Source organism: Brachybacterium sp., assembly GCF_036379615.1.
In the GTDB taxonomy this organism is placed as follows: Bacteria; Actinomycetota; Actinomycetes; order Actinomycetales; family Dermabacteraceae; genus Brachybacterium.
Genome location: NZ_DASVGJ010000006.1, coordinates 17,502 through 43,229, shown reverse-complemented (window position 1 = coordinate 43,229; position 25,728 = coordinate 17,502). Strand labels below are relative to the sequence as shown.

Sequence of the window (25,728 nt, the reverse complement as noted above, 5' to 3'; positions counted from 1 at the left end):
CATCGTGGCCGGATACAACAACGTCATCACTCGCACCGACGCTGGCGACGGGCTCGTCCCCGTCGCTGAGTCCAACCAGATCATCCAGGAGGTCCCCGGCCAGTCCGTGGTCCTCCAGCGTGCGCGCAACGTGCGCATGTCGACCAAGTCGATGAAGCAGCCCGTGCTCAGCACCCTCCCCGAGGCGTACTGGGTCAACGGCGACACCGGTCTCAAGCAGACCACCAAGTCGTCCTGGGACTCCGTCGTGATGACCGCCGAGGAGCTGGCCGCACTCGTGGTCATCCCCGACGCTCTCGTCGATGACGCGAACGTTCCCCTGTGGAACGAGGTCCGTCCCCTGCTGGTCGAGTCGATCGGGCAGAAGGTCGACCAGGCCGCTCTGTTCGGTACCGACAAGCCCGCGTCGTGGCCCACCGCGATCGTGCCCGGCGCGATCGCTGCCGGCAACGCGGTCGCCGATGGCACCGGTCGTGACTTCGCATCCGACGTCGCCGCACTCGGTGGCCTCATCGCCGCAGATGGGTTCGCGCTGAACGGGTTCGCGTCCGCTCCCGGCCTGAACTGGCGACTCGTCGGCCTCCGGGACGACAACGGTCAGCCGATCTACGCACCTTCCCTGACCCAGGGAACCCCGTCTTCGCTGTACGGGTACCCGCTGAACGAGGTCACCAACGGCGCCTGGGACCCGGAGGCCGCGTCCCTGCTCGCCGCTGACTGGTCGAAGTTCGTCGTCGGCATCCGCCAGGACATCACGTTCAAGATGCTCGACCAGGCGGTCATCACCGACGCGGACGGGAAGGTCATCTTCAACGCCCCGCAGCAGGACTCGCAGATCATGCGCGTCGTGTTCCGGGTCGGGTTCCAGGTCGCGAACCCGCTGACCCGTCTCAACTCGGACGCGGCGACCCGCTACCCGGCCGGCGTCATCACCCCGGCCGCCGAGACCACCCCGGAGGTCTGACCCATGGCTCTCAAGGTGGAGCAGAACGGGGTCACCCTCGTCGTCAACCGGCCCAGCCACTCGAGCGTCTCCGCGCTCGAGCACCTGGGGTGGGAGGTCGTCGAGGGCACCAAGCCCGAGCCGCCGAGTGCCCCGGAGCCCGAGGACCCGCAGGGGTCCGGGGATGGGGTCCCGCGCGGCAACGCGTCCCGCGAAGTGTGGGCCGAGTACGCCGCGTCCCTCGGCATCGAGGTGCCGGAGGACGCGAAGCGCGACGACATCAAGGTTCTCGTCGAGCAGCACGAGGCCGAGTGAGGGGGTGGTGGGTGTGGTGACCACTGACCGCAACAAGGCCACGGAGTGGCTCGAGAGCGCTGTGCAGCCGGGCACCGCACCCGCCCTCCCTCCCGGCGCTGTCGACGCGGCACTGGACATGTCCCGTGTCGTCGATGCCGAGGGCCGGGCGCCGGTCGATCCGGGGTACGTCCCGACGTGGAACGTGTACTACGCGGCGGCGCTGCTCCTCGAGCAGAAGGCCGGGCAGGCGATCGTGTCGAAGGTGGCGCGGGTCCAGTCGTTCACGTCTGAGGGCTCGTCGGTCGCGAAGACCGAGGGCTCCACGGCGGTGGACTTCCGGGGTCTCGCCGCCTACTACCGGGGTCTCGCGTTCCCGTCCGGGGACGTGCACGTGATCGACCTCGGCCCCGCGCTCGGCCCGATCCCCCGCTCCGCATATGAGGGGGTGACGCCGGATGATCACCGCTGGTGAGCTCGAGGAGATGCGCGCCGATCAGGTCGCGTTGATGTTCGATGCGGTCGTGATCGACCGGAAGGCCGGCACGCACTGGGATGAGGAGGAGCAGGCGACGGTCCCGACGTGGGATCCCGTCTACTCTGGGGCGGCTCGTGTGGCGCTCCCGCACGGTACCCCGATCGTCACCGCGTCCGGTGAGCTGGTCGTCCCCCGCACGGCGATGGTGACGGTCCCTCACGGGACTGTCCCGGACGTCGGTGACCGGGTCAAGGTCGTCGGCCCACGCCCGGGGGTCCCGGAGTACGTGTGGGTGCAGGCGGTCGAGGCCGCGGCGATCCCGACCGCGTGCCGTATGGCGTGTGGTGCCCTGTGAGTGGGGATGCGATGCGGCGTGAGGCGGCACGGCTTGAGGGTCTGGCGGACTCGCTCGTGCCTCGAGCTTCGGCTGTCGTCAGGAAGGTCGCGTTCGATACGGAGGCGGACGCGAAGGCGCTCGCCCCGGTCGACACGGGCAACCTCCGCAACAGCATCACCACGGTAGTGACAGGGAACGGTCTCACTGCGGCGGTGGTCGCCACGGCGTCCTACGCCCCGTTCGTCGAAGGCGGGACTAGTCGGCAGGCTCCGCAACCGTTCATGGGCCCCGCCACCGACCGGAACACGCCGATGTTCCACGAGGCCATGTCGCAGCTCGGGGGTGACGGATGAGCACTCTCACCGCCTGGCACAACGAGGTCAGGAACGTCCTGAACGCCTCCCTGCCGACCCAGTTCGGACCCGCCGAGGATCTGCCCACCGAGGGCGGTTCCGTCGTGCAGTGCGCCGTCCTGTGGCCCACCACGGGCGCTATGGCGTCCCGTGCATCCGGGGGCCCACACCAGCGCACCGACTCCGTGCTCGTCGTGTTCATCGGCCCGACCGTCCTCGACGCTCTCGCCGCAGTCGGCAAGGGCCGCAAAGCCCTGCAGGGTGCCCGCCTCGTCGCGTCCGGGAAGGGCGGCGGGCAGGTCCGCGAGGGCGGCTTCACGGGCGGACAGCCCACCCCGGAGCCTGGCACGGATCCCGTCCGTGTCTCGCTCTCGATCCAGTTCGACGCGATCACGAAGGACCCCACATGACCCGCCCTGTCCGTGCCTCCCGCCCGGAAGGCCACTACACCACCACCCGACACCACGCCAACCGGCGCGGCCACAAGGTCCTCGAGGGCCATCCCGCCGTCGATGAGCACGGCCGATGGCTGGACCCCACACCCCGAGAACAGATCACCCCCGCCCGTGACGATCACGGACGGTTCACGACTGAGCCCGCTACGGGCGAGGAGGAATCATGAGCAAGACCCGCGTCCCCGGAGTGAACGCCGCCGGTATGCAGCCCGTCTGGGTGATGCAGTACGACGATGCCACTCCCATCACCGCCGACACCGAGACCTTCTCCCTCACCACCCTCCAGGGTGGCGTGAAGGTGGACTGCTACATGGACTTCGGCGACTTCACCATCGACCGGACCGCGAACACCACCACCCGTCAGCGGATGTGCCAGAAGGTCGCCGAGGAGATCGTCATCGGCCACACCATCGCCGGCACCATGACCGTGGTCCACGACCGGCAGGCCGCGGACACCGAGACCGTGAACCTCGCCTACGAGGCACTCCCGGAGGGTGGGGAGGTCGTGATCGCGGTCGCGCACGGCTGGGACCAGGACAACGACCCCACCGCTGAGACGGTCGTGGATCTGTGGGTCGTGACCGTCGCGATGCTGAAGCACCTCATCGCCACGTCCCCCGATGCGGACATCAAGGCGGAGGCGACCCTGAACGGGTCCGTGTACGCGCCGAACGTCGTCCTCTCCGGCGTCTGAGACCGACTGGCCCGGCGCTTCGGGGGAGGCGCCGGGCTGGTCACCTCTCCCCCACCATCCCCCGAATCCCCCTTGAAGGAGCATGTCGTGGTCACTCGCCGTACCGCCACCGTCCAGATCACCCTGGACGCGAAGAACGAAGAGCAGGACGAGCTGCGCGCCCTCACTGATGAGGAGCAGCGCCTCACCCGCGAGCAGGCCCGATCCAAGCCTGCCGAGGCTGGCCGGCATGATGCCCGCCTCGCCGACATCCGTACCGCCATGAGCGCCCTCGAAGCAGCGATCGAGACCGGTCGGATCACGCTCACTGTGACCGCGCTTCCGAACACGAAGTACCGGAACCTCCTCAAGGACCATCCCCCGCGCGAAGGGGATGAGTTCGATCAGAAGGTCGGCTACAACGAAGAGACGTTCATTCTCCCGTTCCTGACGGAGGCGACGGTCGCCGCCCGCGACCACGGCTCCGGTGATGTGCCGCTCGAGGTCGAGGCGTGGCTCGACGACGACAACGGCCTCGACCCTGTCGACACGCTCGCATGGTTCAACACCGCTCTCGGACTCCAGACCGGCCGCGTGAATCGGGGCCCTCGGCTGCGCGTCTCCTGACGGACTCCCCCTCCCTCCGGGAGGAAGCGCTGGCGGCGCGCGCCATGAACCTGACCATGTCCGAATGGGATGCGCTCTCGGACGATGACCGTGATTGGGCGCTCGGCACAGACCAGCTCGCAACCTGCCCCGCCTGTGGCGGGCATGACCCGGACCGTGTCTGTCAGAACCCCGACTTTCAGCGTGCGTGGATCTTCGAGACCCGCACCTGCTACCGCACCGCTGCACTCCTGCGCGGGATGAAGAAGTTCGAGGGGCATCCGGAGGCGGGGGCGGTGATCCCGTCCGTGACGCTCGACCCGTCCCGAGCCAAATCCGCACAACGACGATAGGGGGCACGGGTGGCGACTCAGACTGTCCGCACGATCTACGAGGCCGTCGTCAACGGCGCCCAGGCCAACCTGGGCAGGCTCGCCCGGGAGACGGACAAGGCCGCCACCAGTGTCGACAAGCTCGACCAGGCCCTCGACTCCGCAGGGAAGAAGGACGTCACCCCGAAGATCGACGTCGACATCGCGGGCGCTGAGGCGGAGGTCCGGAAGCTCACCGCCGAGCTGGAGAAGCTTGAGGCGAACCCCGTCGACCCCGTCATCCGTGCCGATGTCGCGGACTCTGAGGCGAAGATCGAGCGGCTCGTGGCCGAGCTTGAGCAGCTCGAGAAGATGGACCCCTCCCCGCAGGTCACTGCGGACACCGAGCGTGCTGAGGCACAGCTCGAGGGGCTCATGAACCGTATCGAGTCGATGAACCGCCTCGAGGCTTCGGCTGAGGTGAATGTGTCCATCGATCAGGCCCGCTCGGACCTCGACTCGGCGGAAGCGAAGCTCAAAGCGCTGCAGGGCGCGAAGGCGGAGATGATCGTCACCGCCGACGCCGGCGCGGCCGAAGAGGTCTTCGAGGACGTCGGGGACGAGGGTGCCGCCGCTGGTGCGGAGGCTGGCGAAGCCGCAGGGAACGCGATCATCGACGGCCTGAACAGCACCCCGATCCTGGGTGCCGTATCGGGGATCCTCGTCGGTGTCGGCGCGTACCTCGGCAAGCAGCTGATGGACGACATTCAGGCCGCGATCGCGACCGAGGACGTGTTCGGTGCCGCGTCCGGGCTGGATGAGGCCACGGCCCGGAAGTTCGGGACTGCGGCGAGCCTCGCCTACTCGAACGCGTGGGGTGAGTCGCTCGAGGCGAACATGGGCGTGGCACAGTCCGCGCTCGAGAACGCTCTCGTCCTTCCCGATTCGACGGGGCGTGAGATCCAGACTGTCATCGAGCAGCTGAATGCCGTCGCCGACATCCTCGACGTGGACGTGACGGAAGCTGCTGAGGCGGCTGGGAACATGATCAAGAACGGTCTCGCCGCAGATGCGACGGAAGCGTTCGACATCATCATCGCGGGGCAGCAGAACGGCTTGAACCGGTCCGAGGACTGGCTCGACACCCTCCGCGAGTACTCCGCCATGTTCGAGTCGATCGGTCTGTCCGGTGCTGAGGCTGGTGGCCTGATCGAGCAGGCGATGGATGCTGGCGCCCGGAACTCGGATGTGGCCGCGGATGCGCTGAAGGAGTTCTCCATCCGAGCGCAGGACGACTCGGAAGCGACCCGGCAGGCGTTCAAGGACCTTGGCCTCGATGCTGACGAGATGGGCAAGGCGATCTCCGAGGGTGGTGACACTGCGAAGGACGGGCTCGATACGGTCCTGGACGGGCTCCGCTCGATCGAGGACCCCATGGCCCGAAACGCGGCCGGCGTCGCCTTGTTCGGCACCATGTGGGAGGACATGGGCAACGGTGCCGGCGTCCTCGCAATGGACCTCGACACCCTCGGCGGGTCCTGGGTGAATGTCGGTGACACGGCAGCGGATGCGATGGAGCGCATGTCCTCCAACGCGGCCACGGCCTGGGAGTCGACCAAGCGTACCTTCGAGACGAGCATCGACACGGTCCTCGGTGGCCTGTCGGTCGCGTTCTCGGCCCCGCTCGAGGACCTGTCCGGCTGGATGTCGACCAACACGAACACCATCCTCGGATGGCTGATGGACATGGGTTACGGGTTCTTCGACCTGGCCCGCGCCGCTATCGAGTTCGGTGCATCGACCATCGAAGTGATGGGCGACGTAGCGGGAGCCCTCGACGGGATCGTCGACGGGATCGGTGTCGCGGTCGAAGCGTTCGGGTACCTCACCGGGGATCAGGACATGGTCGACCTGGGCCTGTCCATCCAGGGCGCAGCCGACGACATGGAGACGTTCAGCGACAACGCTGACGGTGCCGCAGAGATGCTCCGCACCGAGGTCGGCGGAGCACTCGACGAAGCGGAACGACGCTTCACGGACTTCACCGGCCCGGCACTGCTGCAGACCGCGATCAACGACGCGATCAACGCCATGATCGCCGACACGGACCGCTTCGTGGAGCATGTCGGTGGGGCTGACGCGACGATCGAGATCAACGGCGAAACCCTCCTCGCAGAGGACGCCCTGAACTCCCTCATCCAGGAAGTGTCCGAATCGAACGGGACCGTGGACATCAACGGGGACACGGTCCTGGTCGAGGACGCTCTCGATCACGTGATGGGACTCGTCGACGAGGGCGCGGAGATCGTCGTCACCGCGAACACTGGCCCCAGTGAGCAGCAGGTCGATGACCTGATCGCTCGGATCCAGGAAGCTGGGGAGGGTGGCGTCGCAGAGATCCCGATCGACGCCGACACTGCCCCTGCAGCGGAGTCCGTGGACGTGTTCAAGGGCAAGACCACGGAGACCACGGCGACGGTCGGTGTGAGCGCGAATATCGAGCCCGCACAGATGGACGTCGTCAACCTCGAGAACACGATCGCCGCCTCCGGCGGGACGGTCACCATCAACGGCAACTCAACGCCGGGTGACCAGGTGCTCGACACACTGATGGCGATCATCAACTCCTCGGACGGCACGGTCACGATCGACGGCAACGAGGTCCCCGCCGACCAGGCGCTCTCCGCCGCGATCACCGCGATCAACAACGGCCGCGGCACCGTCACCATCAACGGCAACGCTTCCGATGCTGAGTCGAAGGCGAACCACGCCGCGAGGGGCCGGTCCTCCACCATTGACGTGAACGCGAACACGTACGGCGCGAACGCAGCGATCAACGCCGCGGCACGCACCCGCACCGCGTACGTCAACGTCGTCGCAACAGGGGCCGTCTCGGCACTCCGAGCAGGAGTGCGAGGTATCGGCAACGCCACAGGCGGCGTGGTCGGTGCTGGCCTCGCTGGCGGCGGAACAGTCGGCTCGGGGTACGGGACTGTCCCTGCTCCTGCCGCGCCGTGGGGTGTCGACAACGTGCTATGGCCGACCAGTATCGGCCTCGCCGGGGGCGGGACCCTGAACCAGCCCCTCGCGGGCGGGGAATGGGTCGTCAACCCCATCTCCTCCAAGCAGCACGACGCGACGCTTCGAGCGATCAACGCCGGCGCGTCCCGGTCGGAGCTCGCCGCATCACTCGGTGGCGGTGCGTCGGGGCCGTCCACCCTCACCCTCGATGGTGCCGCACTCGGCGCGCTCGCGGACGCGGTCCGTACCGGCGCTTCCCAGGCCACGATCGCGATGACGGACAGGGTCGCGGCATCCACCTACCAGCGCGGCGCGTCCGCATCTCGAGCGATGGGGGCACGATGACGACGTACATCGGTACGCCAGGGGCTCTGATGAGCGTTGCTTGCCCGTCTCGCCTCTCTAGTGGGGGTGGGCGGGCGGTGACGTTCGAGGACACGCAGTCGCGGCGGAAGGCGTTCCTGGGGCGGTCCGCACTGCGCGAGTGGTCGGTGGACATCGGTGTGGCGTCTCCGCGGGAAATGGCTGTGTTCGAGCACCTGGCCGACTACTCCATGCCCCCGTTCGTCTACTACCCGGACGATGCGGTGCTCCACAACATCCTCGCGCCCGCCTATGCGGCGTTCGCTCCCGGGACCCATACGGGTCTGGACGCGAGTCTGGTGGAGGTCGAGTCGGGTGTGTTCGTGAAGGCTGTCGCTGCGTCCGGGAGCAACGTCTCGTTCCCTCAGCGTGACGGACTGTTGGATGCCGTCCCTATCCCCCGCGGTGGCCCGGTGACGGTGTCGGCGTGGATGCGAGGCGGGACGGTCTCCGGCGACACCCAGATCTCGGTGATCTGGCGCGGAGCGACAGGGGAGTACATCTCGCCGGAGTCGACTCGGTTCCCGGGCACGAGTGTCCTCACCCGTCGTCACGTCACGATGACCCCGCCCCCCGGTGCGGCGTCGATGACGTTCCAGTTCTGGGCGCAGCAGACGGCAGGCGTCGCGGTCTCGCTGACCAGCTCGCTGATGCCCTACGCACCGGGTCGCGGGGCACCCCGCACCGTCGTGCACGGCTTGTCCCGGGACCTGATCGTCGCCCACAACCGCCTCACGCTCGAAGACGCGAGCTTCACAGTCACGGAGGTCGGATAAATGCAGGTAGGCGGAGTCACCACAGCGAACATCTACGACATCACGGGGCGGATCCTGGTTGATGGCCGGGACATTGGCGCGAGCGTGCAGACCGTGTCTGTGGACCGGGAGATCCCCTCGGGCCTCCCCACGGGGCGGGGGTTCACTGCCGCGACAGGTGACGTGACCGCCACGTGGGGCGGCGACGTTGAAGATCGCGTTCACCATCCGTGGGGGACTGATCCGGTGTGGCCTCCCCGCCCCCAGGCCCGCGTCGAGGTGATCCTCGCCGACGGCACCGGCACCGAGTGGACGCAGCTCAAAGGCGTCGTCGTGGACCCGTCCGGCACTGACACGAGCAGGACGATCAGCTTCGGCGTGCGAGACAACTACCGTGCCCTGGACACGATGGTCACGCTCCCTGCCCTGTCGGACATCATGCCGTCCCTGGTCGACGCGAACACGCACCGCTACATCTACCTGCACACCACATGGATCACCGATTACCTGCTGCGCGCGGCGGGCCGGTACGCCACTCCGGCACCATCGGCGGATTGCTTCTCGTCGGTGACGTTCCAAGGGTCGACGTGGCCGGAGCGGGGTGACTGCCTCACGTCGGTGAAGCAGGAGCCAGACTCTGCCGGCCAGGCATACCCGAACTGGCGCAAGACCAGCTACGGCATGGCGGTCCACAACGTGACCGCGACCTACGCCCCGTTCTCCTGGTCGGGACTGGATCTGACGTTCAACCGGCCGATGGAGATCACGCAGGAGATCGTCCCCATGGACGGTGGGTCCACGTTCCTCCGGGTGCGAGTCGGGTCGGGTGACCTCGCGATCGGTCACGCGACTGGCACCGTGTACGCCCGCTACTACCCCTCGTCAGGCTCACCGATCGATCTGGTGTCTGCCACGAAGGGGAACGCGACTCGGGTGGCCGTCCGGTATTCCCGGTCGGGCTCGACCCTGACCGCGCAGCTGCGCTTCCGCAACGCGGACGGCACCCTGTCAACGGTCAGCACGGGCACAGCCACAATCACGTCCGGTGACCTGTCGGGCGTGGTCACCCAGATCTGGGCCAACGGGACGGACGCGCAAGGAGCGTTCCAGGCCGGGTACCCCACCGCCGAGTGGGGGCCTCTCGCCTCGACGCCTTCCGCGGTGATCAACGCGTCCATGTCTGGCAGGAACTCCCTCACCGGGCTGCCGCCGCAGATCAACGGCAACGTCCTGGACCTCCTGAACGATCAGGCAGATGCGGAGTTCGCGCAGTGGTGGATCGACGAACTCGATGTGCTGCAGTGGTGGGACCGTGGACTCCTCGCCTCACGCGGCACCGTCGGCACCCTCATCGGGGCGGACCACGTCAAGGAACTGTCCTGGTCGCACAGTGCCGAATCGGTGCGCCGACGCGTGCACGTGAAGTACCGGGCGGCGATGTCCACCATGAGGTGGCGCACGAACCTGACCCTGTGGCAGAACTCGGGCGACACTCTCGAGGAGGGCGACACTGCCGAGATCCTGGTCAACGTCCCCAGCGATGAGATTTGGCTCGGCGTCGACCTTGACCCGGTCCGATACTCGGCTGACACGTCGAACTACTGGGTGATCAACCGGGGCATCAAGTCCGTGTACGGCGGGATCGCGGTCAATGACACGGGCGGCGAACGGGTAACGAACTCGATCATTCCGTCTGTGCGTCGCGTGAATGATGACCTGTACGTCTTCGAGCACACTGTCACGAATCTGCAGCCCCGAGAGCAGGCTGCTCTCGAACTGCCCGATGAGTACGAGACAGACATGTCGCTGTGGCGGCGCAGGCGTGGGGAGAACCTCCCGATCCTGCGCGGCAAGAAGCGGATCGTGCTCGATGAGAACGCCGCGACATCGTCCATTCGAGGCGATAGCGCGGCACCGGACTACACCCACGACGCAGGCTGGTGGATCCAGTCCGCAGCCTATGCGGGGCAGACCGCCGACTATGCCGCCGAGGCGCTCACCCAGCCGCGACCAGCGATTGACGGGCTAGACATCATGCCCGTCCTCGCACTGCAAGTCGGGGACAAGGTGGAGGTCGTGATGACCGACCGGGCCGAGCTCAGCATCACTGGCGTGGTGACCAGCAACCGGGTGCGGGTGAACCTCGCGGCCGGAATCGTGTCGCAGTCAATCGGTCTGCTGCCCACTGTGGTCACCAGCCTCGCCCGCAGGTGGTCCGATTTCGGAGCCGACCGCGCCGGGGATACGTGGACTGATTTCGGGGCCGACCGGGCTGGGGACACGTGGACAGACTTCGGACACACCCCCCTGGGGTGACCATCACGGAAGGGGGCCTTTGTGGCACCGAACATGGGCCGGGGCATCACCGCGCCAGCGAACGACGAGAACATTAAGACGGGTGCCGCAGAGATGCAGGTTCTCGGGTCGACGACTGCTGCGGCGATCAGCGACCTCGAAGCCGCAACGGGGGCAGAGCTTGCCGGTAAGGCATCGACGGGGTACGTCGATGCTGGTCTGGCGGGGGCTACGTCGTACACCTCGACTGTGGAGTCCTCGTCGCTCGCACGCGACGATGCGCTCGCGGCGGATATCGCGGGCATGGAGGGCATGACCTACGTCGGCTCTTGGCAGTCCGGGGTCGTCTACCGGGTCAACGATGTGGTGACGCATGGCGGGGATTCGTGGGCGCGGCTGACGGCGGGGTCCACGGGAGAGCCTGGCGCTGATCCTGCCGCGTGGGGCCTCGTCGCCCGCAAGGGCGACGGTGGCGGGTTCGGTGAGCTGTCCGAGACTGATGTCCCCGGCCTGTACGCCCCGGTCCAGTCGGCGGGCCCCACTTATGACTCAGGCCCGCGCCGATTCACCCCGACGGGCGGCATCATCGACCCTGCCAACACGGGATCGATCATCCTGCAACGCCTCGGCCGGGCCGTGTACTGCCGGATCGACGGGCTGCTCGTGGTGCCGGGTGCGCTCGATGCATGGCTGTGGCCCAACGGCATCCCCGCCGGCTTCACGATTGGGGAGTTCGGCCTCGTCGTCGATGTGACTGGCGGGTACACCGGTCAGGCGGGGATGAACGGTGCAGTACGCCACCGCCTCACGGTCTATCAGAACGACCTCCGCTACGTCGGCTACCTACACGGCGCGACCGCCACAACGGTGGAGCCATCTCGCGCGGACCAGACCCGCCGCATCTACGGCTGGCTCCCTTCATGGATCACGGACGACCGCGAGCCAGCCTGACCCATCCTCCGTTGTCAGATCCAGCCGCCCCATCTTGGGCGGCTTTTCTTATGCCCGAAAGGGGTGCCTGTGTCTACGTACGACAAGCTAGTCGGAGCGACCAGCGACGGTCTCCTGCCCCCCGCAGTGCTCGAACACATCGAGCCCTCCGTCTCTCCGTCCTCCACCACCTTCTGGGTCTCCGTGACGGGAGACGACAACGCCGACGGGTCGGAAGCCGCACCATTTCGCACCATCAGCCAGGCACTCGCCATGATCCCGGACCTCGTGCGCGCCGGCCACGTCTACACGATCACCATCGGCGCGGGGACCTGGGACGAGATCGTCGCCCTGGAACACCGGATCGTCTACGGACAGGTGGTCATCCAGGGCGCATCCACTGACCGGGGGCTCCACAAGGTGCGCGCCGTCCGGTGCGACACCGTCGTCGGACACCTGACGATCCAGAACCTCACCACCACTCTGAAAACGGCGCTGGGTGCCTCATTCCGGTTCTACCGGTGCGCCCCCATGGTCGAGGTGCTGAACGTGAAGTCGGAGTCTGACGCGAGTGTCGAGAAGGGTGTCGAGGGCGTGATCGGCCTCCTCGCCGACTACGGATCACAGGTCATCGTCCGTGACTCCGACTTCGGCGGCAAGCGGTACGGGATGCGATCGAACTACCTGTCTCGCATCTTCTCCCGCAACACCACCGGCACCAACAACACTTTCGGTCTCGGCGCACGCTGGGGCGGCATCCTGACCACATCCGGCACCCAGCCCGGAGGAGACACTGCGCTCTCGACAGACTCGGGTGGGATCCTGTCTCACGACAAGGGCGCGAAGCTCGGAACACCGGGCGAGATCGGACTCGTCTCCGCGCTCGGCCACGGCGACGATTCCCCCCTCATCAAGCGCTACCAACTGAATTCCGCGAACACTGGTCTGGACAGTAACCTCACCAGCGGACAGCTGATCCGCGTGCGGTTCCGTGCCCCGAACGACGGGTACGCGTTCTTTCGGGTCGGCTACGGAGGGCAGACCTCCATCTCGGCAGCGCAAGGCATCGAGCGCAACATGTACGGATTCATCGGTCGCACCGGGTTCCTGACATCGGGTGCGACAACGGTGTCGAACAACAACTTCGGCAGCCGCACCATTGAAATGGTGCACACCGGGGCGGGCGGGGTCGTAGACCTCAAGGTCGAGCCTCTTGCCGCGCTAGCAGGGCGGTGGGGAATCGACATCGAAATGTCGTTCCACCGGAACGTCCCGGCACCGGTGATCGAGAGCGTCACTCTGCTCTCGGCGTGATCAGCTCGGCGGTCGCTCATCCCCATTGACCGCTGCGGCGAGCACAGCCCGGATGGTGCTCTTCGGTGGGGGACGGTGCCCCTGCTCTCCATCGACAAGAACTGGATGGACGCTGTGCCCTTCCGACAGGCCATCCATGAACGGCGTGAAGTGGTTCTTCATGTGCGTCGGGTCGTTCTGATTCTGGACATAGAACACCGGCCGGCCCGGTGCTCGGTGCACCCTGGCAAGGTCGGTGACGGCAGGCATTTGATTCAGCGCCCCCTCCCCGTGAAGTGCCCACGCCAGCTTCGCGTAGCGAGCCACCGCTGCCGGAAGGTATCGCGCCAGGTTCGTCTGTGGGTTCACGGGAACTGCCACAGCCCCCTCACGAGTCCCCGCGTAGTAGAGCGCGGCGAACCCTCCACCAGACGCCCCGAACGTCACCACGCGCTGCTCAGCCGGGATCAGACGGTTGAGGATTCCACGTATCGCCCACTGCAGGCGGGGCTGCTTCCGGTTCCCGGCATACCAGCCGAGCATCAGCTTGTCGTGGAGATACAGCGACGGGTCCGTGATGAATACCCTGTTGGTGGGGAGGTCCTTGCTGATCCCCAGCCCGGTGAAGACTGGGAAGCCGGACCACTGGGGAGACAGTGCGGAGTGGAAGAACACGGTCGTCGTGTCGTGTCCGAGTGGCTCGTGCCGGATGTCGATCGGTAGCCCGCCGTGCATGACGGTCAGCACCCCGGGCGGGTACTCGCCCGCATCCATGAACTGCCTCAGTGAGCTGTAGACGGTGTGCTCGCCGGGGTCGATGTGCCTCTCTCGCATCCGCCGATCCTACCTGGGGCGAAGCCCCCTACCCGGCCCTCGATATCCACGTCGGGGGCCTTTCTCATGCCCGCACGGCGGGAGAACGGAGCACCACGATGCCTTGGATGCCGGGCGCGTCACGCGTCCAGACCTTCTCCGGCAACCGCCACAAGCGGCCCATCACGAAGATTGTCCTCCACACCACCGAGGGCTCGAGCTGGCCGGGCTACAACGGCGGCGGCAGCGCGCCTCACTTCACCGTCCATCGTGACGGGACGATCCGGCAGCACATCAACACGGACTACTCCGCCAAGGCACTCGTGAACCGTTCCGGCGGGGTCGAGACGAACAACGGCGGCGTGGTCCAGATCGAGTTCATCGGCTCGTGTGATCGGTCGTGGGCGCGGAAGCACGGCCTGTTCTTCACCGAGAACGCGACCGACCGTGACCTCGCCGGCCTCGCCCGTGTCCTGGCGTGGATCAGCAAGACCCATGGGGTGCCGCTCACCGCGACCGGGCTCCGCTGGCCCACCAGCAACGCCGCCTATGCGACCGCTCCGCAGCGCTTCTCCTACGCGGAGTGGAACCGGTACCGGGGCATCTGCGGCCACACTCACGTGCCGGAGAACGACCACTGGGACCCGGGCGCGTTCCCGGTCGCTCGGCTACTCCGTCTCGCTGGCGGTGCGTCGATCCCGATCGGTGGCGGGGCGGGTGTCCCGCAGCCGTCCGTGAAGCCGGACCCGAAGCGGCCCTGGATCACGTCCCCCCGCGTCAAGGGGATGTCGAAGGCCGAGGTGCGGGAGATCCAGCACGTCCTCGCCGGGTTCGATCTCGACCTCGGGAAGTACGGCGTCGACGGCTCCTACGGCGACGCGACCGGCACAGCAGTACAGACCCTGCAGCGCGAGCTGCACATCACCCCCACTGACGGGATCTACGGTCCCGGAACGGAGAAGGCAGTCATGACCATCCGCGAGGACATCAACAAGCTCACCCGCACCCTTGAGCCGGGCATCAAGAACAAGCGCACCGACGGCGAGTTCGCCAGCTTCATCCGGGACCAGCGGAACATCCTCCGCGGCGACATCGCACAGTCCCGCGCCGCGATCATCAAGGCCGTCCAGGAGACCGGGAAGGCGCAGGGGCTCACCGACGCGCAGGTCCAGAAGGTCGCGCAGGCCGCCGCCGAAGCCGCAGCATCCGTGTCCGCTGAGGACGTCGCCGGCCTCCTCGACGTGACCGTCAAGGGCTGACACCCGACGACCTGAGAGCAGGTGGTGAGGACATGGCATGGACTGGGATTCTCTCGGACCGATCTCCCTCGCCCTCACCGCCGCGTCCGCGGTCGTGGGCGGGGCTATTAAGTGGATCGACTCGGTACGGCAGCGGAGGCGGGATCAGATGATCAAGGCACTCGAGTACCGCCTCGCCGCCGAAGAGAAGGACCACGCGGAAGACAACGCCGAAGCCGCCGAGAAGCGGATCGCGCTCGAGGCGGAGCGGGAACGGTACCGGGAGGCGTACTTCTCGGCCCGGGCCACCCTCCGCTCCTACGAGCGGCAGCTGCTCGCAGCGGGCATCACGCCGGAACCCCACTGGGAGGAGCCTGATGTCTGAGACGGAGCGGGGCGACCTGATGGTCGCGGAGGCGGGCGGGAAGTACCGCCGCGCCGGCGTGTACGCGTGGATCGGGAGGGTCGCCCTGGTCGGGCTGGTCCTCGCGATCCTCGCGATCCAGGGCTACGGATACATGACGGGCAAGCAGCGTGAACGAGAGATCGATGCACTGCAGGCCCGCGCGTCCGAGTCGGATACGGCAGCGGTCGAGGTTGCCGAGGACAGGCAGCAGCAGGCCCGGACGATCACGGAGCTCTGCCAGTCGGGCGCGATCGAACAGGATCCGGCCGGGCAGGCCGTGTGTGACGAGGCGGCACAGACCGCGGAGCAGGACCCAGCGGAGACGGTCGCGCAGGCGAAATCCGGGCCGCAGGGCCCACCCGGCCCGCCCGGACGCCCCGGCGCGGATGGTGCCGACGGGAGCGACGGCGCAGACGGGGCCGACGGTCCCGTAGGCACGGCCGGTCCCGAAGGTGGAGACGGAGCAGACGGCGCGCCGGGCGAGGACGGTACGCCCGGTTCCCCTGGCGAGTCCGGGCCTGCCGGTGAGGCTGGGCCCTCTGGTGAGGACGGCTCTGCTGGCGCGCCTGGCGGGACAGGGCCTCGCGGTGCCTCTGGTGACACCGGTCCACAGGGCCCCGCTGGACCGAAGGGCGATCCCGGACCCACTGGCCCCACCGGTGACCGCGGCCCCGCGGGCGAGGACGGCAACGATGGCCGCGGCATCGACTCCGCCACCTGCGACCCCGAAACGAGCCGCTGGACCATCACCTACACCGACGACTCCACCAGTGATGGCGGCACCTGCCTCGTCACGCCGGACGATCCGGCACCCACCCCCACCCCGACCGAGGAGGTCACTCCATGAACACTCACCGCGCCCCGTCCACTCAGGAAGCGCACCCGTGGCGCTCAGTCGTCCGCACCTTCGTGGCCGCCGCCGTCGGCGTCGCTCTCGCGTGGCTGGTCCGCGTCCTCGGCGTCGACCTCACCGCTCTGTCCCAGCCGATCATCGACTCCCTCACCGCGGCCGCCTGGGCCGTCGGCACCGGCCTCGTCCAGTGGCTGCTCACCCGACCGTGGGCACAGCCGGTGCTCGAGGCGATCGGTCTCGGCACCGGCGTCCACACCGAGCAGCGCGCGCTCGCCGAGAACGTGCGGCGGTCTCAGAGTGGCGACGCCTGATGTTCGAGTGCCCGCTCTGTGAGGCCCGGTACGGCTCGCACTGGGCCGCTGAGGAGGGCGCGGCCGAGTGCCGCGCCGCTGACCGCGACGCCCGCCGACGATCATGATCATCCGCTGATGATGAAGCGCCCCCACCCCCTGGCTCCGGCCGGGAGGGTGGGGGCGCTTTCGTCATGCCCGGGGAGCTCCCGACCGCCCGCCGTAGTCGTTCGGCACTTCGACGAACCCCACACACCCGAGCGTCCGCACCGTGTCGCACGCCTTGCACCGCCACGACGGATGCCCGCCACTGTCCGAGCCGGCGCACCGGCAGAACTGGAACCCGTGCATCGCCGCGGACTCCCCGCACGGGCAGGGTCCGGGGTCCGGGTAGGCCCAGCCGTCACGGGTCTTGATCAGGTCCATGGGGACATCATGCTCCGCACCCCGGACACCTGTTGCCCGGTCACGCCAGGGTACGGAAACGTGCTGGTCAGTGGGCCGACGCTCTGCACCCGCTAAGATGGCCGTTCCCGAGTATTGCCGCAGGTCACCGGCTGCAAAACCCCTCAGATCAACCCGGGTTCGAATCCCGTTGGGGGTACTCGTCAGGAACACGGCTTTCGGGCTGCGACCAGGCGAGACGGAAGTGCGAGGCGGCTCACAGCCAAAGTGGCGCAGAGCCCCGAGAACGTCCGGTAGAGTTATCCAGGTCGAAGCGGGAAGCCGCGAAGACATGCAAGGCCCTGTAGCTCAGTTGGTTAGAGTGCCGCCCTGTCACGGCGGAGGTCGCCGGTTCAAGCCCGGTCAGGGTCGCCCCTGCGAGAAGGCCCCGGAACATCGTTCCGGGGCCTTCTTCATGCCTCCGCACCCCGCCTCGGGCGCGACGTACGCTCGAGGGATGAGCACCTCCCTGCGCAACCACCGCATCCGCCTCGCCGCCCGCCCGCACGGCGAGCCCGTCGCCGAGGACTTCACCCACGACGTCGTGGAGGTCCCCGCCCCCGGTCCCGGCGAGGTGCTGCTGCGCACCCGATACCTCTCCCTGGACCCGTACGTGCGCGGGCGCATGAACGACGCGCGGTCCTATGCCGCGCCGATGGAGATCGGGGACGTCATGGTGGGCGGCACGGTCTCCGAGGTCGTGGAGTCCGCGGCCGAGGGCTTCTCCCCCGGCGACACCGTGCTGTCCTACGGCGGCTGGCAGGAGTTCAGCGTCGAGCCTGCGGAGCGTCTGCGCCGACTGGACCCGTCGGCCGCCCCGGTCACCACTGCCCTGGGCGTGCTCGGCATGCCCGGGTTCACGGCCTATGCGGGCCTGCTCGCGATCGGGAAGCCGCAGCCCGGGGAGACCGTCGCCGTCGCCGCGGCGACCGGGCCCGTCGGCTCCGCCGTCGGTCAGATCGCGCGGATCCACGGTGCCCGGGCGGTCGGCATCGCCGGCGGCGAGGCGAAGGTCGCCCGGATGGAGGAGCTGGGCTTCGACACGGCCCTCGACCACCGCGCCCCCGATCTGACGGGCCGGCTCGCCGCCGCTGCGCCCGACGGGATCGACGTGTACTTCGAGAACGTCGGCGGCGCGGTGTGGGATGCGGTGCTCCCCCAGCTCAACGAGTTCGCACGAGTGCCGGTGTGCGGGCTCGCCGCGCACTACAACGCGACCTCGCTGCCGGAGGGCCCCGACCGCAGCGGCCAGCTCCTGGGCGCCGTGCTGTCGCGCAGCCTCACCCTGCGCGGCTTCATCCAGCGCGAGTTCGTGCCCACGATGTTCGAGGGCTTCCTGCGGGACATGACCGGGTGGCTCGCCTCCGGCCGGGTGCAGCACACGGAGGACATCACCGAAGGGCTTCAGCGGGCACCCGAGGCGTTCGTGGGAATGCTCCGCGGTCGCAATCTCGGCAAGGCGATCGTCCAGGTCTCCTGAGCCCGCGAGCCTCGCACGTCCGAGCCCGCACGAGCCGCGCACGTCCCCCGCCGTGGTGTGCCTCTCACCCGCGGCCCGGAGTTGGGAGCAGCCCCTGAGGGCTGTTAACCTTGTCCTCGGTCGCCCCGTGCGACCACGGCTCTGTAGCTCAGTTGGTAGAGCGTTCGACTGAAAATCGAAAGGTCACCGGATCGACGCCGGTCGGAGCCACCGCCACGAAGCCCCCTGGTCACCCAGGGGGCTTCGTCGTTCCCGGGGCCTTCGGGATCGTCCGGCAGCGACGTAGCCCTGCGCGCCCGGCCCCCGCGGCCGTCGCGGATTGTCGACAACTGGCGTCATGCCGATATCGCCGCAGTCCTCGCCGTGGCGCCGCAAGCCGACCACCTCATCCGGAGACTTCGGAGAGAGTTCGCCACATGCTTTCTTCGATGAGGGTCGCCGCCTCTCCTTGTCACTAGATTTTTGACGATCCCCCCAGATTTGTCGCCTTACAGAGTTACTGTGGCTGAGACGGCAAACATTCAACTTTTCTGGAGACTCGGAGGACTGTGGTGGAGTTCAGCGAACGGCTCGAAGCACTGTCGGCGAAGGTGCGCAATCAGGCCTCGGCCATCGGCACTGAAGAAGCGACCAAGAACGCCTTCGTGATGCCGTTCATCGCGACGATCCTGGGATACGACGTCTTCGACCCACTGGAGGTCGTCCCGGAGTTCACGGCCGACGTCGGGATCAAGAAGGGCGAGAAGGTCGACTACGCGATCGTCCGTGACGGGGAGGTGCAGATCCTCATCGAATGCAAGGCCTCGCTAGGCGCCCTGAAGGTCGAGAACGCCTCCCAGCTCTTCCGATACTTCGGCACCACAAATGCCCGTCTCGCGGTCCTCACCAACGGTGTCGTCTGGCAGTTCTACACCGACCTCGACGCACCGAACAAGATGGACTCCAAGCCCTTCCTGGTCTTGGACCTCCTCGACATCGACGAGATGCTCCTCCCTGAGATCCAGAAGCTCAGCAAGGAGAGCTTCGACCTCGATTCGATCATCAACGCCGCCGAGGAGCTGAAGTACGTCGGAGCACTGCGTCGTGAGATCGCCACGCAGTTCCGGGAGCCCTCAGACGAGTGGATCAGGTTCTTCACGACACGCGTCTACGAAGGCATGTTCACGGCCAAGGTCCGCGAGCAGTTCACCGGGCTCGTCCGAAAGGCGTCCAAGCAGTTCCTCACCGAACAGGTGAACGATCGACTCAAGACCGCGCTCGGCGCCGGTGTCATCGCACCGCCCGAGACGGACAGCACAGATGAAGTCTCGAGCCAAAAGGTCGCAGCGGAGGACCTCGACCGCGACACCGAGATCGAGACAACGCTCGAAGAGCTCGAGGCGTATCAGATCGTCAAGGCGATCGCGTGCAGTGAGGTCAAGCCCCAGCGCATCGTCCATCGCGATCAGAAGTCGTACTTCGCCATCTTGCTCGACGACAACAACCGCAAGCCCGTGGCTCGACTGCATTTCAACACCAAGCAGAAATACCTCGGTCTGTTGGACGAGGCCAAGACCGAGTTCCGCCATGCTATCGAGTCGCTCGACGAGATCTATCAGCACTCGGAGGCCATCCGCGACGCGGTTCGGCGCTATGCCTGATGCCTTCCGGAGATCATCTGCATCAACGGCCTGCTGAACGTCGGTCTGCAGCGTTCGACTGATCGTCAAGAGGTCACCGGATCGACGCCCGTCGGAGCCACCACCACGAAGCCCCCTGTTCACTCAGGGGGCTTCGTCATTCTCCTGGGCCTCCGGGATCGTCCGGCGGCGACGTCGCCCTGCGCGCGCCGGGACTGCTGCCGTCGCGGATGGTCGACAACTGGCGTCAGCGCGATCGGTATGCCGATATCGCCGAGGTCCTCGCCGTGGCGCCGCAAGCCGACCACGGACCGGGCCGAGCCGAACCGGGCGAGGTCTGACCGACCACGGACCGGGTCGAGCCGGACCGGGCGAGGTCCGACCGTGGTGGACCTGGCAGGACCGGCGCGAGCAGTCCGTCTCCTCACCGGACCCGGACGGCCATGAAGCCGGCACAGGTGCGCGCTGTCCTCTCTTCCCCCGAGCAGCCTCTGACTAAGCTCCTCCCATCCGCGTCATCGTGGATGTCGAGATCGCCCGCCCTGTTCCGTCCCGAATATGAAGGCGACCATCCAGGGTCGCCTCGCACAGAGGAAGAGACCCATGCCCAAATATCTGATGCTGAAGCACTACCGCGGCGCGCCGAAGACCGTGCACGACGTCCCCATGAGCGAGTGGACCGAGGACGAGATCTCCGCGCACATGCAGTTCATGGAGGACTTCGAGGAGCGGCTGAAGGAGAGCGGCGAGTTCGTCGACAGCCAAGCCCTCAGCCCCGAGGGCGCCTGGGTGCGGTACGACGGGGAGGGGAGGCCCCCGGTCACAGACGGCCCGTTCGCGGAGACCAAGGACCTCATCGCCGGCTGGATGATGATCGACGTCGACTCCTACGAGCGGGCCGTGGAACTCGCCGGTGAGCTCTCCTCGGAGCCCGGCGCGGGCGGCAAGCCCATGGGCGAATGGCTCGAGCTGCGACCGCTTTTCATGCCGCCGCCCACCCTCTCGGAGGTCGGCGAGATCGTGAGCCGCGAGAGGCGCTGAGTGACCGACCCGCGTGCACTGGACGAGGACCTGCTGCGACGGACCGCCCCGGCCGTTCTGCAGGTCCTCGTGCGCCGCGGCGCCGACTTCACCTCGGCGGAAGACGCCGCCCAGGAGGCTCTGATCGAAGCCCTCCGGACCTGGCCGGAGCAGCCGCCACGCGATCCGCAGGGCTGGCTGATCACCGTCGCCTGGCGGAAGTTCCTCGATGCGGCGCGCTCCGAGTCCTCGCGCCGTCGCCGCGAGGAACGGCTCGAGGCCGAGCCGCCGCCCGGGCCCGCCGCCACGAGAGACGACACGCTGTGGCTGTTCTTCCTGTGCGCGCACCCCTCGCTCACCCCGTCCTCGGCCGTGGCGCTTACCCTGCGGGCCGTGGGCGGGCTCACCACCCGCCAGATCGCCGAGGCGTACCTCGTGCCCGAGCCGACGATGGCCCAGCGCATCAGTCGGGCCAAGCGCACCGTCTCCGGTCGACGGCTCGACGGGCCCGGGTCCGCGGCGTCGGTGGCCCGCACGCTCTACCTGATCTTCAACGAGGGGTACTCCGGGGACGTCGATCTGTCGGCCGAGGCGATCCGCCTCACCCGCGAGCTCGCCGGCCTCGTCGATGACCCCGAGGTCCACGGGCTGCTCGCACTCATGCTGCTGCACCACGCCCGTAGCGCGAGCCGCACCGCGGCCGACGGCGCCCTCATCCCCCTGGCCCGGCAGGACCGCTCGCGCTGGGACACCGCTCTGATCCGGGAGGGCATCGACATACTGCTGCAGGCGCTGGCGCGGGACCGCCTGGGTGAGTTCCAGGCCCAGGCGGCGATCGCGGCTCTCCACGCCGACGCCCCCAGCACGCAGGAGACCGACTGGGTCCAGATCGTGCAGTGGTACGACGAGCTCGCCGCCCTCGCCCCGAGCCCCGTGGTGCAGCTGAACCGTGCCGTCGCGGTTGGAGAGGCCGACGGCCCGCGGGCGGGCCTCGCCGCGCTCGCGCAGATCGACCCCTCAGTGCCCCGGTACACGGCGGTCGCCGCGCACCTGCACGAGGCCGACGGAGACCGCAGGGCGGCGGCCCGGCTGTATGCCGAGGCGGCGCAGCAGGCGCGCTCGCTCGCCGAGCGCGATCACCTGACGCGGCAGGCGGCGCGGCTGCACGCCGAGGAGCTCTGAGCCGCCCGGCTCCCCCGGCGGACCCCGTCAGTCCTACCCAGCCCCGTCAGTCCCCCTCAGGCTCCCCGGGGCGGTCCCGCTCCACCATCGCCCGCTCCGCCTCGACGGCGGCGACGATCTCCTCGACCGCCTCGTCCACGGACAACTGGCTGGTGTCGATGATCAGGTGGCAACGGCCCTCGTCCGTCGGCTCCCAGTGCATGAGGCGGCGCGACATCCGCGGCCGCACGCGGTCCTCGCGCACCTGGCGCTGCGGGCGCGGCGCTGGTTCAGCTCCTGCACGATGCCCGCGTGCTCCTTCGCGGTCAGCGGGTACATCAGCATCGCGCCGACTGCCACCAGGCACAGCACCGCGGGCGCCCAGCCGGCCGCGATCTTGATGCCCTGGACGGCCTGCTCGGTCTGGTCCGGGGCGCCGGAGACGTAGCCGAAGGCGGCGATGCCCGCGCCGCCGAGGAAGCCGCCGAGTCCCTGGCCGGTCTTGCGGACGAAGGAGAGGATCGAGTAGCTGCCGCCCTCGGCGCGGGTGCCGGTCTTCCACTCGCCGTAGTCGACGGTGTCGGCCTGCATCGAGAACATCATCGCGTTGGTGCCGCCGAAGCCGATGCCGTAGATGAGGAAGGCCAGCAGCGCCATCGGCAGGTTCCCGGTGGGGGTGAGACCGATGACGACCAGGCCCAGCACTGCGAACAACGCCAGTCCCACATAGCTGGTGCGCTTGCCGAAGCGCTCCGAGACCCTGGGGATCACCGACGCGATCGCGATGGTGCCGATCGTCTGGAGGAGGAACAGCAGGGTGAAGTATCCGGCGCCGCCCACCACGTCCCGGGCGTAGTACATCATCACCGCGTTCATGGTGAACGAGCCGCCGAGCAGGAAGAACGCACCCAGGCAGAGGATGATCAGCGGCCGGTTCCGGCGCACCATCGCCATCGTGGTGCGCAGGGTGACGGTGCCCGTGCCGGCGGGCACGACCTCCTTGGTGCTGCGGAAGCAGACCCAGTACAGCGCGAGCGCGAGCACCGCGAGGATCACAGTGGCGATCGTGAACTTCAGACGGATGCCGTCCACCGTGGTGTCCTCGAACTGCGGGGAGAGCACCAGGGAGAGGACCACGCCGGTGACCGCGCCGCCGATGGAGCGGGCTCCCGCCAGGCGGGAGCGGTCGGTGGCGTTCTCCGTCATCGCCGCGGAGAGCGAACCGTAGGGGATGTTCACGAAGGAGTAGCAGAGCTGGTAGGCCGCATCGAACAGCAGGATCCAGGCCACGGTCGCCATCGGCCCCAGCGCCGCCGGAGTGCTGAACAGGCCCACCAGCGAGATCGCCAGCAGGGGGCTGACCCCGATCAACCAGGGCCGCAGCCGCCCGTGGCGGGTCTGCTTGCGACCGACGGTGTTGCCGGCGAACAGGTCGGTGAACCCGGCCCAGACCTTGGTGACGCCGTAGATGGGTCCCGCGCGCACCGGGTTCGCGGTTCCCGCTCCTGGACACCGCGCGCGCCGTAGGCTGGTCCACGGAACCGCCCGGCACCGCCCGGGCGCTCGAGACCCAGTGGAGGACGACGATGTCAGCCGAGAACCCGGACCTCGCGATCGCCCAGGCGGCGACCCTGCAGCCGATCACCGAGATCGCCGAGACGGCCGGAGTGCCCGTGGAGGCCCTGGTCCCCTACGGCGCGTACAAGGCCAAGGTCGACGTGCGGAGGATGACGCCGACGGGACGGACGGGCCGGCTCGTGCTGGTCTCGGCCATGTCCCCCACCCCGGCGGGCGAGGGCAAGTCGACCACCACCGTCGGCCTCGCGGACGCCTTCTCCCTGCAGGGCCATCGCACGATGGTCGCCCTGCGGGAACCGGCGCTGGGCCCGATCATGGGCATCAAGGGCGGCGCGACCGGTGGCGGTTACGCCCAGGTGGTGCCGATGGAGGACATCAACCTCCACTTCACCGGCGACTTCCATGCCATCCAGATCGCGAACAACACCCTCGCCGCTCTGGTCGACAACCACCTCCACCAGGGCAACGCCCTGGGCATCGACCCCCGACGCATCCAGTGGAAGCGCGTGGTGGATGTCAACGACCGCGCCCTGCGCAATATCACGATCGGCCTCGGCGGTCCGACCCAGGGCGTGCCCCGCGAGGACGGCTTCGACATCGTCGTCGCCTCCGAGATCATGGCCGTGCTGTGCCTGGCCACCGATCTGCAGGACCTCGAGGCCCGCATCGATCGGATCGTCGTCGGATTCACCTACGACCACGCGCCGGTCACCGTCGCCGATCTCGGGGTGGGCGGCGCCGTCACCATGTTGCTCAAGGACGCCCTGCTGCCGAACCTGGTCCAGACCCTCGGGGGCACCCCCGCGCTCGTGCACGGCGGGCCCTTCGCGAACATCGCGCACGGGTGCAACTCCCTGGCCGCGACCCAGCTGGCGCTGTCGCTGGCGGACATCACCGTGACCGAGGCCGGGTTCGGCTCCGACCTCGGCGCCGAGAAGTTCCTGGACATCAAGGCACGCCTCGGCGGCCTCTCCCCCGACGCCGGGGTGGTGGTCGCGACCGTGCGTGCGCTGAAGATGCACGGCGGGGTCGCCAAGGACTCCCTCTCCCACGAGGACATCGACGCCGCCCTCGCAGGCACCGCGAACCTGGCCCGACACGTGCAGAACATGCGCAAGTTCGGGATCGAGCCGGTGATCGCGCTGAACCGCTTCCCCACCGACACCGAGGCCGAGCTCGAGGCGGTGCTGGGCTGGGCGAAGGAGCAGGGTTTCCGCGCCGCGCTCTCCGAGGTGTGGGCCAAGGGCGGCGAGGGCGGTCTGGCGGTCGCCGAGCAGGTGCTCGCCGCGATCGAGCAGGACGCCCCCGACTTCCACCACCTCTACGACCCGGCCGCCGGGATCGAGGAGTCGCTGCGCACCCTGGCCCGTGAGATCTACGGGGCCGACGACGTGGTCTTCGAGGATCGCGCACCGATGCAGCTGCGGATGCTCCAGCGCAACGGCTGGGACGCCCTGCCCGTCTGCGTGGCCAAGACCCAGTACTCCTTCTCCGACGATCCCACGGCGCTCGGCGCGCCCACCGGGCACGTGCTGCATGTGCGGGACCTTCTGCCCAAGATCGGCGCCGGCTTCGTGGTGGCCCTGACCGGCTCGATCATGACCATGCCGGGCCTGCCCAGGGAACCTGCCGCGCTGCGCATGGGCGTGACCGAGGCCGGGGAGTCCATCGGGCTCTTCTGAGGCCCGGGCACCGGCCCGCCGTGGTCCGGGCGCGGGC

27 protein-coding genes and 2 tRNA genes are annotated in these 25,728 nt (G+C 68.2%); 26 read left to right on the top strand and 3 right to left on the bottom strand.

Annotated features, from left to right (window positions below):
• The first annotated feature begins 4 nt into the window (after positions 1-4).
• From VF289_RS01150 to VF289_RS01080, 15 genes are all read left to right on the top strand, one after another.
• The gene (locus VF289_RS01150) at positions 5-964 is read left to right on the top strand and encodes a phage major capsid protein (protein ID WP_330880246.1); all 960 of its coding nucleotides are present in this window, start codon (positions 5-7) and stop codon (positions 962-964) included.
• 3 nt (positions 965-967) lie between these two features.
• Positions 968-1,258 (top strand): hypothetical protein, encoded by a 291-nt coding sequence (locus VF289_RS01145; RefSeq protein ID WP_330880244.1) that lies wholly within the window; start codon positions 968-970, stop codon positions 1,256-1,258.
• 16 nt (positions 1,259-1,274) lie between these two features.
• Entirely contained in the window at positions 1,275-1,712 is a 438-nt protein-coding gene (locus VF289_RS01140) for a hypothetical protein (RefSeq protein WP_330880242.1), read from the top strand.
• Entirely contained in the window at positions 1,696-2,070 is a 375-nt protein-coding gene (locus VF289_RS01135; protein WP_330880241.1) for a DUF6093 family protein, read from the top strand. The genes VF289_RS01140 and VF289_RS01135 overlap by 17 nt, the downstream gene beginning before the upstream one ends.
• A gap of 11 nt (positions 2,071-2,081) precedes the next feature.
• A complete protein-coding gene (locus VF289_RS01130; RefSeq protein WP_330880239.1) occupies positions 2,082-2,405 on the top strand; it encodes an HK97-gp10 family putative phage morphogenesis protein in 324 nt (107 codons plus the stop codon).
• Positions 2,402-2,815, top strand: a complete 414-nt coding sequence (locus VF289_RS01125; protein WP_330880237.1) for a hypothetical protein — start codon at positions 2,402-2,404, stop codon at positions 2,813-2,815. Before VF289_RS01130 ends, VF289_RS01125 begins: the two co-directional genes overlap by 4 nt.
• Positions 2,812-3,027 (top strand): hypothetical protein, encoded by a 216-nt coding sequence (locus VF289_RS01120; protein ID WP_330880235.1) that lies wholly within the window; start codon positions 2,812-2,814, stop codon positions 3,025-3,027. Before VF289_RS01125 ends, VF289_RS01120 begins: the two co-directional genes overlap by 4 nt.
• Positions 3,024-3,554: a hypothetical protein gene (locus VF289_RS01115; protein WP_330880233.1), complete on the top strand. Its 531-nt coding sequence runs from the start codon at positions 3,024-3,026 to the stop codon at positions 3,552-3,554. The genes VF289_RS01120 and VF289_RS01115 overlap by 4 nt, the downstream gene beginning before the upstream one ends.
• Positions 3,555-3,641: 87 nt before the next feature.
• Entirely contained in the window at positions 3,642-4,160 is a 519-nt protein-coding gene (locus VF289_RS01110; RefSeq protein ID WP_330880231.1) for a hypothetical protein, read from the top strand.
• 44 nt (positions 4,161-4,204) lie between these two features.
• Entirely contained in the window at positions 4,205-4,492 is a 288-nt protein-coding gene (locus VF289_RS01105) for a hypothetical protein (RefSeq protein ID WP_330880229.1), read from the top strand.
• Positions 4,493-4,501: 9 nt separating this feature from the next.
• Positions 4,502-7,816, top strand: a complete 3,315-nt coding sequence (locus VF289_RS01100; RefSeq protein WP_330880227.1) for a phage tail tape measure protein — start codon at positions 4,502-4,504, stop codon at positions 7,814-7,816.
• A 77-nt stretch (positions 7,817-7,893) separates the two neighbouring features.
• Positions 7,894-8,610 (top strand): hypothetical protein, encoded by a 717-nt coding sequence (locus VF289_RS01095; protein ID WP_330880225.1) that lies wholly within the window; start codon positions 7,894-7,896, stop codon positions 8,608-8,610.
• Between the two features lie 417 nt (positions 8,611-9,027).
• A complete protein-coding gene (locus tag VF289_RS01090; protein ID WP_330880223.1) occupies positions 9,028-10,905 on the top strand; it encodes a hypothetical protein in 1,878 nt (625 codons plus the stop codon).
• 21 nt (positions 10,906-10,926) lie between these two features.
• The gene (locus VF289_RS01085; RefSeq protein WP_330880221.1) at positions 10,927-11,835 is read left to right on the top strand and encodes a hypothetical protein; all 909 of its coding nucleotides are present in this window, start codon (positions 10,927-10,929) and stop codon (positions 11,833-11,835) included.
• A 69-nt stretch (positions 11,836-11,904) separates the two neighbouring features.
• Positions 11,905-13,128, top strand: coding sequence for a DUF1565 domain-containing protein (locus tag VF289_RS01080; RefSeq protein WP_330880219.1), 1,224 nt, complete (start codon positions 11,905-11,907; stop codon positions 13,126-13,128).
• On the opposite strand, the gene VF289_RS01075 is transcribed toward VF289_RS01080, so the two are convergent.
• A complete protein-coding gene (locus tag VF289_RS01075; protein WP_330880217.1) occupies positions 13,129-13,941 on the bottom strand; it encodes a hypothetical protein in 813 nt (270 codons plus the stop codon).
• A gap of 107 nt (positions 13,942-14,048) precedes the next feature.
• Here VF289_RS01075 and VF289_RS01070 point away from each other — a divergent pair, with 107 nt between their 5' ends.
• The 10 genes from VF289_RS01070 to VF289_RS01025 all read left to right on the top strand — a co-directional run bounded on the left by VF289_RS01070 (position 14,049) and on the right by VF289_RS01025 (position 22,452).
• Positions 14,049-15,179, top strand: a complete 1,131-nt coding sequence (locus tag VF289_RS01070; protein ID WP_330880215.1) for a peptidoglycan-binding domain-containing protein — start codon at positions 14,049-14,051, stop codon at positions 15,177-15,179.
• Between the two features lie 37 nt (positions 15,180-15,216).
• On the top strand, positions 15,217-15,543 hold the full coding sequence (locus tag VF289_RS01065) for a hypothetical protein (protein WP_330880213.1): 327 nt from the start codon (positions 15,217-15,219) through the stop codon (positions 15,541-15,543).
• Entirely contained in the window at positions 15,536-16,411 is an 876-nt protein-coding gene (locus tag VF289_RS01060; protein WP_330880211.1) for a hypothetical protein, read from the top strand. Before VF289_RS01065 ends, VF289_RS01060 begins: the two co-directional genes overlap by 8 nt.
• Positions 16,408-16,728: a hypothetical protein gene (locus tag VF289_RS01055; RefSeq protein WP_330880210.1), complete on the top strand. Its 321-nt coding sequence runs from the start codon at positions 16,408-16,410 to the stop codon at positions 16,726-16,728. Before VF289_RS01060 ends, VF289_RS01055 begins: the two co-directional genes overlap by 4 nt.
• A 721-nt stretch (positions 16,729-17,449) precedes the next feature.
• Positions 17,450-17,523: transfer RNA gene (locus tag VF289_RS01050), tRNA-Asp, on the top strand.
• 85 nt (positions 17,524-17,608) lie between these two features.
• Entirely contained in the window at positions 17,609-18,631 is a 1,023-nt protein-coding gene (locus VF289_RS01045; RefSeq protein ID WP_330880209.1) for an NADP-dependent oxidoreductase, read from the top strand.
• A gap of 137 nt (positions 18,632-18,768) precedes the next feature.
• Positions 18,769-18,841 (top strand) — tRNA-Phe (locus VF289_RS01040).
• Positions 18,842-19,182: 341 nt separating this feature from the next.
• Entirely contained in the window at positions 19,183-20,271 is a 1,089-nt protein-coding gene (locus tag VF289_RS01035) for a type I restriction endonuclease (protein WP_330880207.1), read from the top strand.
• A gap of 582 nt (positions 20,272-20,853) precedes the next feature.
• Entirely contained in the window at positions 20,854-21,291 is a 438-nt protein-coding gene (locus VF289_RS01030) for a YciI family protein (RefSeq protein ID WP_330880205.1), read from the top strand.
• Positions 21,292-22,452 carry an RNA polymerase sigma factor gene (locus VF289_RS01025; protein WP_330880203.1) on the top strand — a complete coding sequence of 387 codons (1,161 nt, stop codon included), beginning with the start codon at positions 21,292-21,294 and terminating at the stop codon, positions 22,450-22,452.
• Positions 22,453-22,498: 46 nt separating this feature from the next.
• Here the strand turns inward: VF289_RS01025 and VF289_RS01020 are convergent, their stop codons facing one another.
• Positions 22,499-22,654 (bottom strand): hypothetical protein, encoded by a 156-nt coding sequence (locus VF289_RS01020; RefSeq protein ID WP_330880201.1) that lies wholly within the window; start codon positions 22,652-22,654, stop codon positions 22,499-22,501.
• Positions 22,615-23,916, bottom strand: coding sequence for a glycoside-pentoside-hexuronide (GPH):cation symporter (locus VF289_RS01015; RefSeq protein WP_330880199.1), 1,302 nt, complete (start codon positions 23,914-23,916; stop codon positions 22,615-22,617). The genes VF289_RS01020 and VF289_RS01015 overlap by 40 nt, the downstream gene beginning before the upstream one ends.
• Positions 23,917-24,017: 101 nt before the next feature.
• Between VF289_RS01015 and VF289_RS01010 the strand changes: the two genes are divergently transcribed.
• Positions 24,018-25,691, top strand: coding sequence for a formate--tetrahydrofolate ligase (locus tag VF289_RS01010; RefSeq protein WP_330880197.1), 1,674 nt, complete (start codon positions 24,018-24,020; stop codon positions 25,689-25,691).
• Positions 25,692-25,728: the final 37 nt, after the last annotated feature.